Origin of the sequence: Serratia sp. Res13-Sevr-LER1-36-b (genome assembly GCF_015673035.1) — a bacterium.
Taxonomy (GTDB): Bacteria; Pseudomonadota; Gammaproteobacteria; order Enterobacterales; family Enterobacteriaceae; genus Chania; species Chania fonticola_C.
The window spans coordinates 53797-68226 of record NZ_JADACK010000044.1; the positions used below are offsets into that span (position 1 = coordinate 53797).

The window sequence follows — 14430 nt, forward strand, 5'->3', positions numbered from 1 at the left end:
AACGCTGCGGGGTATCGCGATGGCTTATTGACTTTCCGCCGGTACAACCACCAGTTTACCGCTGCTGGCAGACATGGCCTGCACTTCACGATCGTACATGGCTTCACCATAAGCCGGAGGGATCACAAAGCTACCGGTGTTGGTTGCTTTAATCTGGTAGACAAACTCCTGCACGTCGGTGCTGGCGCTACCATAGATGATCACTCGGTCTTCACGGATATCGCTGTAATCAGGAGCCCAAGTGGAACCCGAGGCTGCCAGTGGCGACTGCCACCCGGCGTCCGTATTCTCGTTGGCTTCACCGTCTTCACCGGTCGATTCTGGCTCTGGTGCCGTTTGCTGCACCACTTCAAATCCGCCAGGCAGCAGATCGACAATCGCCAGGTTGCTCTGCCCTTCTTTCGAATTGGCGCGGATTTTCAGATGAACGTTGATCTTCTGCCCCAACGTTACCTGAGTCACAGGTTTACCCTGTTCATCGGTGTAATCACGGGTAATTTCCAAACCGCGAGCAATGGCTTTCTGTGGAGCAGCCAGATCGTAACCAGCCTGAGTGACCACATACCAGGCCGGAGCGTCGGCGCTGTTGGTAAAGCGAATAGCCTTGGACTCGGCGGTAAACTGACCTTTGGCAAACAGCCCTATCATCTCTGAAATCACCTGCGGATCGACGTTACCTTGCTTGCCAAGCTGCGCAATCGTCAGCGAATCTGTGGCATTGGCCTGCGCCGCCACCTGAGCCGAGTAGCTTTCCAGCGCCAGGATACTCATCGCCGAAGAATAGGTGGTGTAGCGCTCTTCTTTCAACGCCTTGACCATGTTCTCCAGCACCTGCGGAGGGATGGAAGAGACCTTCTCCGGGAAGTGACGAGCGATCAGATACAGACGCGTCGCGTCCTGCACCAGCGGATCGAAGTAATTCTGCGTCCACCAGCCTTTGTCATAGGCTTTGCTCAGTTGCTTCCAGCTAGGCTGCAACAAGGCATTAGCCTCATCGTCCATTTTCAGCAGACGGTAAGACGATGCCAGATACAGGGCGCTCAGATCGGTTTTCCAGCTGTCTGGATACAGTTTCTGCAACGTATCCTGCACCGAGGCCAGCGAGTTGGTGGTAATTTCGCCCTGCAAGGTCAGCAGGTAGACCGCCCAGGTACGCAGACGCAGATGATACATATCATCATAACGGTTGGCTGCCAGCTCACGCAGCGCGCCGTTGGCATCTTCCAGCATCCCTACCGGCAAGGCATAACCCGCCGCTTTGGCTTCCAGCAGGTATTGCACCACGTATGGCGTGACGAAAGGATCGGTCTCCGGCGATGAACGCCAGGCACCAATGGCCCCGCTGTCGTTCTGGCGGGAACGCAGTACGCCGAGCAGGTTTTTCAGCTGTTTGCTGACTTCGGCCTGGCTCAGGCTGCTTTTCATTTCCGGATGCTGGCTTTGCATGATCAGCGGAATGGAACGGCTGACGATCTGCTCAGAACAGTAATACGGATAATCCGCCAGATACTGCGCCAGGCCGTTGGTCAGCACCAACGGGGAGTGAGAGACCGCCGCGCTACGCTGCGCATAGGCATCAAACATCTGCCGCAGATTATCAATATTCTGGCTACTGCCGCTCATGCGGCCCATCACCGTCTGGGTGCGGTAAGGCATTGCCGGACGTACCGAGGTGCTAATGGTACGGCGGCTGGTTTTATCACCATAACGCGCATCAAACACCAGCGGAGCATCACCCAGTGCCGCCTTGGCACGCAGGCGGAAGTTGATCACGCCTTCACGCTTCTCCGCCAATGACAGGCTTTGCTCGGCCTTACCCACCACTTCCAACTGCGGCGGTGGCGTCAACTGCACGGCGATCGCCACAGATTTACCGTTCAACCCTTCGAGATTATTGCTAACCCCTACGCTGACATCAAACTCATCCCCCGGAGCCACCATATAAGGCACGTTCGGCGTCATGATGAAGTTGTCACGTACCGTCGCGGAGGTTTGGGCCTTGCCAATTTTGCTTGGCGTAACCGAAATGGCCATCACGCGGATCTTGCCGTTGAAGTAATCCGGCACTGGATAGGTAAACTGCTTCTCGCCGTTGACTTCGGTAATGCCAGACCAGTAGGCCACCGGCTTGTCGCGCTTGCGTTTGAACGGATTCAGGTTGAGATCCAGCCCTTCACCCGCATCACCGCCCGGTGCCGCCGAAAGCGCCATCAGCTTGCTGAATTCCGGCAGGATCAGATCGAGGATCTGCGAGCTTTCCACGCTCAGCTCACGCTTACGGAAGAAGTACTCCAGCGGATCTTTCAGGCGGTAACGCGCTACCTGCAAGATCCCTTCATCTACGGCAAACAGTGCCACCTGCTGAGGACCATCGGTTTTCACCGTCATCGTCAGGTTTTCACCCGGCTTAATTACCTCAGGTGTTACTATTTCCAGGCCGTTTTGCCGGGCTTTGGTGCTGATTTTAAACGGCATGACGCCATAGCTCAGCGGGCTCATAAAGATCTCGCTGGAGTTCACGTCGCGCACAAACTGCACGTTGATATAACCGTTGCCTTCCATCCCGGCCGGAACCCGGATTTTCTGCACCGAGCTGGTAGTGTCGGTGTGGAACCACTGCCAGGCATAGACACGGTCTTTTTCGATGGTGATCAAACCGCTGCCGGTATAAGGCGCGTTGATCGCCACTTCAATTTCTTCACCCGGCTGATATTCCGCCTGATTCAGTTTCAGCTTCAGTTCGGCATTGCGATCCAGCGAACGGCTGAGGTTGGCATTGCCCGCCACGCTATAGGCGATACGGTTGAGCACCTTGCCCTGTGCATCTTCGATCACCAGGACGAAGTCACCCGGGGTGTCGGTTGCCAAGGTCAGATCGGTGCCCTGCTCGCTCAGCGCCAACGGCTGCTCGGACAACTGCACCTCTTTCATTTTCGACTGGTATTTATAAACGCCAGAATCCTGCTTGGTCAGCACCGAGATGTATTTCTGCTCGATCAACACCTGCTTCAGATCGGCGAGCGCAATCTGTTTCAGAGCAGGATCGACGGCAATCACGTTCAGATTTCGCGCCGAACCCCGGTTGATGTAGCCTAAATCACCGTCTGGCTTCACGCCCACCAGATAGTCATACGGCGATACCAATACACGAGCGGTGGCGGCAACGGAACGTCCACCGCCGGCCACAAAGGCTTCCGACAGCAGTTGCAGCTGATAGGTGGCATCGGCATAGGACTTCAGGTCCAGCGGAATGTTCGCCACGCCCTGCTCGTTGGTAGTGCGGTCTTCCAATTCAGTTTCAAAACCGTCGCTATTCTGGCGGTTCTCAAAGAAGGCGTAATCCGGGAAGCGATCAAAGCTTGGGTACATCGGGCGCAGCGTCAGCTTCGAGGTAACTCGGCGATCCTGAGCAGGTGTGCCAAACAGGTTCTGCACATCGATGTTCGCCTGCAGCTCAGAAGGTTTTACCCACCCTTGCTGCCGGTTCGGCGTCAACTCCAGCTTCACCTTCAGTTGGTCTGGCTCAAACTCTTTCACGTTGACCGCGGTATGGCCGAGCAAGGTCGAAGTGTCGTTATTTTTGCCAATCAGATACAGGTAGACGTTCCACTCACCCGTTGGCGAGTTCTCATCTGTGGTGTAACTCAACTCATTGAAACCGCTGCCACCGAGAGTCAGCGGCACCGTCGTCATAAGTTTGTCACGCGGATCGCGGATCTCGGCACGCACTGGTACGCCAGCCAGGGCAACGCCCCAATCGGCCGCACGGGTAATCAGACCAATATTGAAGGTATCGCCCGGACGGTACACGCCACGATCGGAGAACAGGTAACTGCTCAGGGTGCGTGGATCGATCGGAGTTTCTTCGCCTTCAATATCAAAGCGGGAGAAATCCAGCCCGCGGTCGTTGTAGCGGGTGGTCGGCAAGAAGGAGACATCGCCCTCTTTTTCCACCAGGAACATCACTGGCTCGCGTTCGTTGGTATACACGTCCAACGATGGGAAACGCACGTGCCCATTGGCATCGGTCACCTGGCTAAGCAGCGTCACGCCGTTTTTGGCGATCACCGAAACCTTGGCGTTACCGACTGGCGCACCGCTGTGGATAGATTGGACAAACACATCACGCGTTTTATCCTGTGAACGTTTGGCAATGATGCCCAGATCGGTTACGACAACAAAGCGCGAATCCCCCACGCTAGGTGAATCATCCCCTTCTTGCTCGCCCTGATCGCCTTCATCCTCTGCGGCCTGCGTCTTTTTCTTTTCTGGCTGCCATTCCGACAGCGTCAGCAGGAACACGCCGCGATGGGAATCCGTGCTGGTGGACAGGTAACGTGAGAGATCGATGCCCTTATAGCTCACTTCACCCGGTTGATCGTTGTTGATGACCGTTTGATATTTAAAGTGTTCGGTAAAATATTCATCGTTAAGCTGGTTGAACTGGGCCGAAGAGTATTCGCTGCTTTTGAATGAGACGATATGTTGCAGCTGGCTTGGGATCACCCGCTTGATATCGAGACGCAGGCCGGGCACGTTACGCGCCGCCACGCTGATTTGCTTGTCACCATTCACCGACAGCAGAGAACCCTGTGACATAAACTGCAAGGTTTTCGGGAAGTCTGGTACTTCGACGATACGGTAGACCTTCTCCGGCATTTTATAGCCGCCCGAAGAGGTCATCAGGTTAGTGATTTCCAGCAGCATAAAGCGGTGAGCCGGTGCGTCAAACTTGAAGCTGAACTGCGGTTGATAGGTCTCTTCCGCTTCATTCAGGGTCAGCGTCAGCGGCGTAGACTGGGCCATTACGCTGTTTTCGATGCTCTCGGTCCCGCCCCACTGATAAAAATCGTCCGGTTCGTTACTGGCTTCGGAATCGTTAGGATTATGCTGCGGCAACAGCCAGGCCTTGACCGCACGCCCGGCATCTTTGTCTTTGATCGCGTCGCTGAAGGCGACGATCAGCGCACGCTGGCCTTTGCTGCCATCGCTATCGACCACCTGGGCGCTAGCATCCTTCACCGTGAGGCTATACAGAGTTGGCACCGACACCCAGCTGTCTTTCGATTGAGAGATTTCATTGGCAGACACCACCGACTTGATGCCCTTGCCCAGTACCAGATGCACTTTACCACCGTGATCCAGCGCTTTCAGCGGTTCAGAATGCACCCAGGCGTTCAGCTTCTTGGCATCGTAGACCAGGGAAAAATTGAGTTTCTTCTCAGATTTGGCGTTGGCTTCGATCAACCCCATGGCGATCTGCTTTTCAAAGCTGGCCACGTCCACTGGCGCATTGAATTTGACGTTGAAGATAGCGCTGCGCTTTTGCGGATCTTGTGGGTCTTGAAAATACTCAGCTTGCCCAAGTTGATAGTCAAAAGCCGGGGCACTAAAGCTGTAGTTGGTATTGGCGAGTTTAATCTGCGGGGCCAGCAACACGGCGGGCTCGAGCTTAACCTCATATTTGCTGCCCATCGGCAATGGGTTTTTCGGCGTGAAGACCAGGGTCCAGGCATTATTCCATTTCCACTGCCCTTCAAGGGCCGGGCTGATGGAGATACCTTTTTCCACGGCCTTGCCGGCATCGGTCAAGGGTGCCACGGAGTTTCTAAAGGTGAGGGTGACCTGCTGCGGCGCAGATTTCTGCACGGCATAGTTAACCGGCTCAGGATCGGATACCCGCACGCTGGTTTCCTGATACACCATCGGTGCCGGTTCAATCGGCTGTGGCCGATTCAGCCACCATTGCCATCCGTAGAAGGCACCACCCGCGGCGCACAACAGCACCAGCAACGACAGGCTAATGGCTTTGGGATATTTGTCTACCCCGCCTTCCAGCCGCAGGAAGCCACGCTTCACACCGCCAGATACCGCTGCCCACCAGGCAGGTGCATTCCAGTTCAGGTTGCCCACCACCGGCTTGAACAGCCGCCCCAACAGGCCAAAAATCAGGGCCAACAGGCGGAACAGGCCTTTGATCAACGTAAAAGGCAAACGGAGGATAAACTTCAGCAAATCCATGATTGCAGCACCTTTTTATTCCTTGAAAGACACCCAGAGACAAGGTTCCCGACGGCGGAACCTAAGCAGCTAACAGCCCGCACCAATTCCAGAAATCAGTGACAACACCAATACAATAAGAAGAATGGTCATGATCACGCCAAAAGCAAACATGGCAATTTGAAAAGCCAGCGTACCAATACCGAGCATTACCGCAGCAGAAACCGCGCGCGGGTTTTCCTTACACGCCCCAGCAATAGCGCCCAGGATCACGGCCCCCACCGCCAATACGGCAGTGACGATCTTCAATATTCGATCGGCATCATACTGAGGCCGCGAGACCTTTTCGGGGATTTGATGGCCAGCCAATGAGGCCAACAGTGATTCTTTGATAGCCACCGCTTTGCCCGCAACGAGGCTTTCCAACGTCTGCTGAGGGGCAAATGGCCCGGCATAGAAATGCACCATCGCCAATAACAGCGCCAAACCGCCTAGCGCGATCCCCGACCAACCGAATATATTTTGTCTGAGCAAGCGAAACCCTCCCTGGTGACTCGCGATAATGTGCACATTATCTACTAGTTCCACACGGCGGTGGAAACACTATTGTAGCCATACCGCGTGAATTGCGCATTACCACGCATAAATCGGAAATTGCTGATCAAACGCAACGAGTTCACAACAGATAGGCTAAGCGGGCGCAGCATGCGGCGGCGCCCTACGGTCGAACATACAGCGCGATTACAGCTCGATATTGAGCAGTGAATCCAACTGCTGTAGCAGCAACAGCAGCGGCAGGCAGTTCGGCTGTTTATCTTTTAGCGCTTCTTCAAAATAGGGGGTGATGGCAAAACGCGTTGGTAGTGGCGCATTGGCATCGAGCAGCGCATGCATCCTTGGCAACAGTATCCACTGCAACCACTCTTCGGCCTGCATGCTGTCGATGCAAAAAGGTTCCGTGCTGGCAAAAGCCTCGGCTTCCGGCGGCGTCAACTGCCACAACGCCAAATCCCGCATGGACTGTTCAATCGCCTGTAAATTGTGGCGAACCTGGTTGGATATACTCATCGACATTCCCGAACAATTTAAGCATGTTAATCAGCCTACGGCTGCAAGCCGCAAAGCATAACATTTAAGCCCAAAGCACCCAATTTTATCTGGTGGCGCCACGCCTGGCACGGCACAATACGCGCACCCAAAAATCACTCATGATAAAAGACATGCCCGCAACATCACTCAATAAAAATCACGCTACGCCCGGTAAAGCCATGCTGGCTTCGGTTACCGGATATGCTATGGACGGCTTCGATCTGTTGATACTCGGCTTTATGCTGCCGGTGATCACCACTGAACTGGGTCTCACCTCATCACAAGCCGGTTCGCTGGTGACCTGGACATTGATCGGCGCAGTGATTGGCGGCGTGATCTTCGGCCATCTCAGCGACCGTTTTGGCCGCATCCGCGTGTTGACCATCACTATCCTGATGTTTTCGCTGTTTACCGGCCTATGCGCCGTTGCGGTCGGTTACTGGGACTTGCTTGCCTATCGCACCCTGGCCGGGATTGGACTGGGTGGCGAATTCGGTATTGGCATGGCGTTGATCGCCGAAGCCTGGCCCGCTGAGAAGCGTAACCGTGCCTCAGCCTATGTGGGCATGGGTTGGCAGCTCGGCGTGCTTGCCGCAGCCTTCCTCACCCCGCTGTTGTTACCTTATATCGGCTGGCGTGGCATGTTCCTGGTGGGCCTGCTGCCGGCGCTGGTTTCCTTCCTTATTCGCCGAACCATGGGCGAACCCAAAGAGTTTACGCAGCAAAAAACCAGTGAACAGCAACTCTCCTTTACTCAACGATTAAAGCTGCTATTTAAAGATCGCGCCACCAGCAAGGCCAGCCTGGGGATCTTTATCCTCTGCTCGGTGCAGAACTTTGGCTATTACGGGCTGATGATCTGGATGCCGACCTATCTGGCCAAAAACTTTGGCTTCTCGCTGACCAAATCCGGCGTCTGGACAGGGGTCACGGTGATTGGTATGACCTTCGGTATCTGGCTGTTCGGCGTATTGGCCGACCGCTTTCCCCGTTGGATCATCTTTGTCATTTATCAGGTTGGTGCCGTGGTGATGGTCATAAGCTATGCGCAGCTCACCGATCCCACGCTGATGCTGTTTGCGGGTGCACTGATGGGGGTGTTTGTTAACGGGATGATTGGTGGCTACGGCGCGCTGATTTCTGACACCTACCCGGTACAGGCTCGCGCCACAGCACAGAATATCCTGTTCAACCTGGGCCGCGGCGTTGGTGGGCTAGGGCCATTGGTGATCGGTGCGCTGGTCACTCAGGTTTCCTTTACCGCCGCGATCAGCCTGCTGGCTGCTATCTACCTGTTGGATATTTTCGCCACGCTGTTCCTGCTACCGAAGAAACAAAGCACGGGCGATACGTTGGGGGCAATCGGGTAAACCTTGAGGGGGAAGCCAGGCAGGATTTGCTGTCTGGCCTTTGCTCCAGACAAAAAGTTGGGGGCACTGCGTTAACAGTGCCCCCGGTTCGTTTTATAGCTAATCCCGCTACAAGTGTGCTCCCTGCTCAATCCCTGAAAACTTTTCCTTTCGGCCATCCTGACCAAAACAATCCTTCGCAAAATCCTCTAGCATCATCCTGACGCGGTTCCTCGGCCTTCCTGACCCACCAACAATCCTGTGCTGGCTCTCTATCTCCGTCCTGGAGGTGTCCTTGGTTTCAATCCTGAAACATCCTGTGTATCATCCTGATACCAATCCTTTTCACTCTTCCTGAGTGCATCCCTTTCTTCTTCCTGAAGCTGCATCATCCTGACGCTTTCCTGCTCCATCCGGCTTCCTTCCGGTAGACATAAGATCGCTTATTTCCTTTCCGTTAACAAGGGCATGTAGAACGGATTACAGTAAATTTGACTTAACCTACATCGTCTAAAAAACATAACAAACTGATATATATAACTAATAATTAAAAAATGGCTAACTAAAATGAAAAATTAAAAGCGATCTCTCACAGCTTTTGTAAGAGATCTCGCACACGCACTAAAGGCAAATTAGCCAATTACTTAACTCTGGGGCGTAAAGCATTGAGAAAATCCCCCAAACAAGCGGCTAATAGCGTGCGTTTTTTGCTGCCAAATTGCTCAAGCAGCACGTTGCCGCTGACATTACACAGCGACACCACCGTCATTTCCGATTCTGTGGTTGCCAGGAATAACGTAGGCGAGAGCTTAAGGCGTTTTTGCGTCACCAGATGCCCAATCAGATTCTCCTGCAGGCGAATAAAGTCGTCTTCACTCCAGACCTGCAATAGCGTCAACGAATGCTCGCCAAACTGCGCACTCATATCCCCGGCATATTGTTGGGTATAGAAGGTGTGGATATCCGGCTGCAGTTGCAGTTCCAGCGCCTGCTCCACCTTTTCCAGGCTAGCCGCTGGCGTAAAAGGCTGCGGCAGCCACAGCACCGTATCATCGCGATTTTCGACAATACAGGGGGAAGCCACGCCGTACAGTTCCTGGCTAGCCGGGGCATGGCCGTACTGCTGCTGCCATTCGTCAACATAGCGCTGGGTAAATTCACGCAGGGCGTGCGATACATCATGGTCCATATTTTTTCTCGCATACGGTAAACTGGTGCCTATTGTACCTATCTCACACCAAGGTGACAGCTCATGTCCTCCTATCAAGATCATCAGGCTCTGGCGGCACTGACGCTGGGCAAACCAACCGCATACCGTGACAGCTACGATGCCTCACTGCTACAAGCGGTTCCTCGCAGTATGAACCGGGAGCCGCTGGGGCTTTATCCCGATAACCTGCCGTTCCACGGTGCCGATATCTGGACGCTGTATGAACTTTCCTGGCTCAATGCCAAGGGGCTGCCGCAGGTCGCGGTGGGAGAAATCAGCCTGAATGCCAACAGCGTCAACCTGATCGAGTCCAAAAGCTTCAAGCTCTATCTCAACAGCTTTAACCAAACCCACTTCCCGGACTGGGAAGCGGTACGCTCTACGCTACAACGCGATCTCGCCGCCTGCGCGCAAGGGGATGTCAGCGTGAGCCTGTTCAGCGTCGATCGGCTTGAAGGCAGCCCAATCGCCCGGTTGGAGGGCGAATGCCTTGACCACCAAGACATCAGCATTGATAACTACGAGTTCGATACGGGCTACCTAGAAGGCGCAGCCGGTAGCCAAGTCGTAGAGGAAACGCTGGTCAGCCATCTGCTGAAGTCCAACTGTCTGATCACCAACCAGCCTGATTGGGGCTCGGTGCAAATCCGCTATCGCGGCCCGCAGATCAACCGTGAAGCCCTGCTGCGCTATCTGGTTTCGTTCCGCCATCACAACGAATTCCATGAACAATGCGTTGAGCGGATCTTTAACGATCTGCTGCGTTTCTGCCAGCCGCAACAATTGAGCGTTTATGCCCGCTATACTCGGCGCGGTGGTCTGGATATCAACCCTTGGCGCAGCAATGTGGCCTTCGAACCGGCGCATGGCCGTCTGGCCCGCCAATAATGCTCAACAACTGAGCTAACAGGCGGTTTGTATTGGTAAAAATCCGGAGACGGCGGTAAGGTTAAATCAAGAGTGCCCGCTTTTTGCTCAGGCATTCCAGTAGGCAATACAAAATTCTTACCGCAGTGCACAGAGACAGGTAAGGATTATTATCGCCCTATTTATGGGCGCAAAGGAGTTACCTTGATTACACATATCAGCCCACTTGGCGCTATGGATTTGTTGTCGCAGCTGGAAGTTGACATGCTGAAGCGTACCGCCAGCAGCGACCTGTACCGTTTGTTCCGCAACTGCTCCCTGGCGGTGTTAAACTCCGGCAGCCAGACCGACAACAGCAAACAGCTGCTATCGCGTTATGAAAACTTTGATATCAACGTGCTGCGCCGTGAACGCGGCGTAAAACTGGAGCTGGTGAACCCGCCAGAAGAGGCTTTCGTTGATGGCCGCATTATTCGTTCACTGCAGGCCAACCTGTTTGCGGTGCTGCGCGATATCCTGTTTGTCCACGGCCAAATTGACAGCGCCGGGCGTTTCCAACACCTGAATTCGGAAGACTCCATTCATATCACCAATCTGGTGTTCTCCATCCTGCGTAATGCCCGCACGCTTCACCTCGACGAAGACCCGAATATGGTAGTGTGCTGGGGTGGCCACTCGATCAATGAAAACGAATATCTTTATGCCCGTAAGGTCGGCAGCCAGTTGGGTCTGCGCGAGCTGAATATCTGTACCGGCTGTGGGCCAGGGGCGATGGAAGCGCCAATGAAAGGGGCCGCCGTCGGTCATGCGCAGCAGCGCTACCACAACAGCCGCTTTATCGGCATGACCGAGCCCTCTATCATTGCCGCCGAGCCGCCAAACCCACTGGTTAACGAGCTGGTGATCATGCCAGATATCGAAAAACGTCTGGAAGCCTTTGTGCGGATCGCACACGGCATCATCATTTTCCCTGGCGGGGTCGGTACTGCGGAAGAACTGCTTTATCTGCTGGGCATTCTGATGAACCCGGAAAACAGCGAACAGGTACTGCCGCTGATCCTCACCGGGCCGAAAGAAAGCGCCGATTATTTCCGCGTGCTGGACGAATTCATCATGAATACGCTGGGCGAGAAGGCCCGCCGTCACTACACCATCATCATCGACGATCCGGCCGAAGTGGCCCGTCAGATGAAAAAGGCCATGCCGCTGGTGAAAGAAAACCGCCGCAATACCGGTGATGCTTACAGCTTTAACTGGTCGATGCGCATTGCACCGGATCTGCAGCTCCCCTTCGAGCCAAGCCATGAAAACATGGCCAACCTCAACCTGTACCCGAATCAACCTGCAGAACAGTTGGCCGCGGCCCTGCGCCGTGCATTCTCGGGGATCGTGGCGGGTAACGTGAAGGAGAACGGCATTCATGCCATCGAACAGTTCGGCCCTTACAAGCTGCATGGCGATCCGTTGATGATGAAGCAGATGGACAACCTGTTGCAGGGCTTTGTCGCCCAGCACCGTATGAAGCTGCCGGGTACCGCCTACGTACCTTGCTACGAAATTGTAGCCTGATCATCACCTCTGGGCGGCGTCATAACCGCCCTTATTTTCTGACGTTGTTGCCTTACCTATGCCTATACATTTACTGATTGTCGATGCTTTGAACTTAATCCGCCGCATTCATGCGGTGCAAGGCTCCCCTTGTGTCAACGCTTGCAAGCATGCGCTACAGCAGTTGATTCAACACAGCCAGCCCACTCATGCCGTGGCGGTGTTCGACGAAGACGACCGTAGCGAGAGCTGGCGCCATCAGATTCTGCCCGATTACAAAGCCGGACGTTCGCCGATGCCGGAAAACCTGCATCAGGAGATGCCGCAGCTGCGCGAAGCGTTTGCCGAGCTTGGGGTGGCCAGTTGGCATTCTGCAGGCAATGAGGCGGACGATCTGGCTGCGACCCTGACGGCCAAAATTGCCGCTGGCGGGCACCAGGTGACGATTGTCTCTACCGACAAAGGCTACTGCCAACTACTGGCACCCAGCGTACAGATCCGTGACTACTTCCAGAAACGCTGGTTGGATATGCCGTTTGTGCAGCAAGAGTTTGGCGTGTTACCGCAACAGCTCACGGATTATTGGGGGCTGGCAGGCATTGGTAGCAGCAAGATCCCAGGCGTTGCCGGTATCGGGCCAAAAACGGCAGTATTGCTGCTGCAACAGATGGGGAGTCTGGATGGTCTGTATCAACACCTGGAGCAGGTGCCGGAGAAGTGGCACGGCAGGCTGTTAGAGCACCGCGAGCTGGCCTATATCAGCAAGCAGGTCGCCACCCTCCGTACCGATCTGACGCTGGATGGCAACCTACAACAGTTACGTTTGCCAACAAAGTAAGGGCGCTGCCAGCAGCAACGCCCATATGCCTTACTCCCGCTCGTCGCGGCGGCCAGGAATAGCTGACCACATGCGGCGCACGTGTACGGTGATCTCTTCACGATCGTGGTACAGCTGCTTGGCATGGATCTCTGCGCTAATCCCCTCGTTGGCCAAGGCTTCGTGGATACTTTGCAGGTTCTGCGCCACCTCTTCGTAGCGCTTCTTCATCGGCAGCTTCAGGTTAAAGATCGCCTCACGGCACCAGCCTTTGAGCAACCATTGGATCATCAGGCTGGTCACTTTTGCCGGTTTCTCCACCATATCGCACACCACCCAGTAGTTTTTGCTGGTGGTCGGTTCAAAGCGGAAGCCGTCGGCACGATGATGGGTCACCTGCCCGGTATCCATCAGGCTCTGTGCCATCGGGCCGTTGTCCACCGAATGCACCATCATGCTGCGTTTGACCAACTGATAGGTCCAACCGCCAGGGCAAGCCCCCAGATCGACCGCAAACATCCCGCTACCTAAACGCTCGTCCCATTCATCTGCCGGGATGAAAACGTGGAAAGCCTCTTCCAGCTTCAGCGTAGAACGGCTTGGTGCATCGGACGGGAACTTCAGCCGCGGGATCCCCATATAGAACGGGGAGTTATTGTTGCTGTAGGAATACCCCACGTAGCAACAACCCGGCGCGATAAAGAACACGTGAACCACTGGACGAGAGGGATTCTCACGCGCCATCAGCACTTTCTGCTCACGCAATGCACCGCGCAGCGGCACAGTCAGCTTGCGGCAGAACTTCAGCAGCTCTTTGCTTTCGTTGGTATCTGGCACTTCTACCCGTAATTCACCGCCGCGGTCGACCACGCCCATCAGCATGCCGACAATCGGTGAAACCCGATCTTCCGGCGGCAAATCACGCAGCAGTTCTCCCACCACCAACATCTGGCGGGCAAAGATCAGCTCACGGAACGGGATTTCTTTCGCCAGGCGATCGGCATCGTCCGGCTGATAGCATTCAAACAGCACATAGCCGCTGTTGTCTTTAACCCTGGCAAAGCCAAACACTTCCAACTGGGCGGCCTTGTCGGTAATTTCCGCCGCGCACTCTTTCTCAAAGCCTTGGCGGCAGTACAACGCGATCTTATTCATGGCGCTCGGCCTTTTTCCTCAGACGCAAAGCGCCAATCAACATCAATGCCCAACCGATCAGGAAGCAGGTCCCGCCTACTGGCGTGACATAAACCCAAACCTTTTGGTGAGACAGCGCCAGACAGTACAGGCTGCCGCTGAACAACACGGTGCCGAGCGCCAACAGCGCTCCGCTCCAGTAAAACCACAGGCTGACCCGACGCTGCATGGCAACAGCCAGCCCCAGGATAGCCAGAGTATGGAACCCCTGATAATCAAGCCCGGTGCGGATCCAGGCCATTTCATTGACCCCAAGCGCACTACTCAATACGTGCGCACCAAACGCGCCCAGAGCAACATAGACAAAACCACTGATAGCAGCAAAAATCAGCATAGAACGGCTACTCATCATTATT

The 14430-nt window shown here is 54.7% G+C and carries 10 protein-coding genes; 4 read left to right on the forward strand and 6 right to left on the reverse strand.

Going from position 1 to position 14430, the window contains the following annotated elements; translation table 11 throughout:
- Nucleotides 1–24: 24 nt before the first annotated feature.
- The 3 genes from IMQ33_RS24115 to IMQ33_RS24125 form a co-directional block, all read right to left on the reverse strand.
- Nucleotides 25–6021, reverse strand: a complete 5997-nt coding sequence (locus tag IMQ33_RS24115) for an MG2 domain-containing protein (RefSeq protein ID WP_196062807.1) — start codon at nucleotides 6019–6021, stop codon at nucleotides 25–27.
- A gap of 69 nt (nucleotides 6022–6090) precedes the next feature.
- Nucleotides 6091–6534, reverse strand: a complete 444-nt coding sequence (locus IMQ33_RS24120) for a hypothetical protein (protein ID WP_065684157.1) — start codon at nucleotides 6532–6534, stop codon at nucleotides 6091–6093.
- A 207-nt stretch (nucleotides 6535–6741) separates the two neighbouring features.
- Nucleotides 6742–7068, reverse strand: coding sequence for a YqcC family protein (locus IMQ33_RS24125; protein ID WP_024484306.1), 327 nt, complete (start codon nucleotides 7066–7068; stop codon nucleotides 6742–6744).
- A gap of 152 nt (nucleotides 7069–7220) precedes the next feature.
- Between IMQ33_RS24125 and IMQ33_RS24130 the strand changes: the two genes are divergently transcribed.
- Entirely contained in the window at nucleotides 7221–8459 is a 1239-nt protein-coding gene (locus tag IMQ33_RS24130; RefSeq protein WP_024484305.1) for an MFS transporter, read from the forward strand.
- 619 nt (nucleotides 8460–9078) lie between these two features.
- Here the strand turns inward: IMQ33_RS24130 and syd are convergent.
- Nucleotides 9079–9627 (reverse strand): SecY-interacting protein, encoded by a 549-nt coding sequence (gene syd / locus IMQ33_RS24135; protein ID WP_173408826.1) that lies wholly within the window; start codon nucleotides 9625–9627, stop codon nucleotides 9079–9081.
- Between the two features lie 63 nt (nucleotides 9628–9690).
- Here syd and queF point away from each other — a divergent pair, with 63 nt between their 5' ends.
- The 3 genes from queF to xni all read left to right on the forward strand — a co-directional run bounded on the left by queF (nucleotide 9691) and on the right by xni (nucleotide 12901).
- Nucleotides 9691–10536 carry an NADPH-dependent 7-cyano-7-deazaguanine reductase QueF gene (gene queF / locus IMQ33_RS24140; RefSeq protein WP_065684155.1) on the forward strand — a complete coding sequence of 282 codons (846 nt, stop codon included), beginning with the start codon at nucleotides 9691–9693 and terminating at the stop codon, nucleotides 10534–10536.
- A gap of 183 nt (nucleotides 10537–10719) precedes the next feature.
- Nucleotides 10720–12084 (forward strand): nucleotide 5'-monophosphate nucleosidase PpnN, encoded by a 1365-nt coding sequence (ppnN, locus tag IMQ33_RS24145; RefSeq protein WP_021179892.1) that lies wholly within the window; start codon nucleotides 10720–10722, stop codon nucleotides 12082–12084.
- A 58-nt stretch (nucleotides 12085–12142) separates the two neighbouring features.
- A complete protein-coding gene (gene xni, locus IMQ33_RS24150; protein WP_173408824.1) occupies nucleotides 12143–12901 on the forward strand; it encodes a flap endonuclease Xni in 759 nt (252 codons plus the stop codon).
- Between the two features lie 30 nt (nucleotides 12902–12931).
- On the opposite strand, the gene rlmM is transcribed toward xni, so the two are convergent.
- A complete protein-coding gene (gene rlmM / locus IMQ33_RS24155; protein WP_065684153.1) occupies nucleotides 12932–14035 on the reverse strand; it encodes a 23S rRNA (cytidine(2498)-2'-O)-methyltransferase RlmM in 1104 nt (367 codons plus the stop codon).
- Nucleotides 14028–14423 (reverse strand): DUF423 domain-containing protein, encoded by a 396-nt coding sequence (locus tag IMQ33_RS24160; protein WP_024484299.1) that lies wholly within the window; start codon nucleotides 14421–14423, stop codon nucleotides 14028–14030. The genes rlmM and IMQ33_RS24160 overlap by 8 nt, the downstream gene beginning before the upstream one ends.
- Nucleotides 14424–14430: the final 7 nt, after the last annotated feature.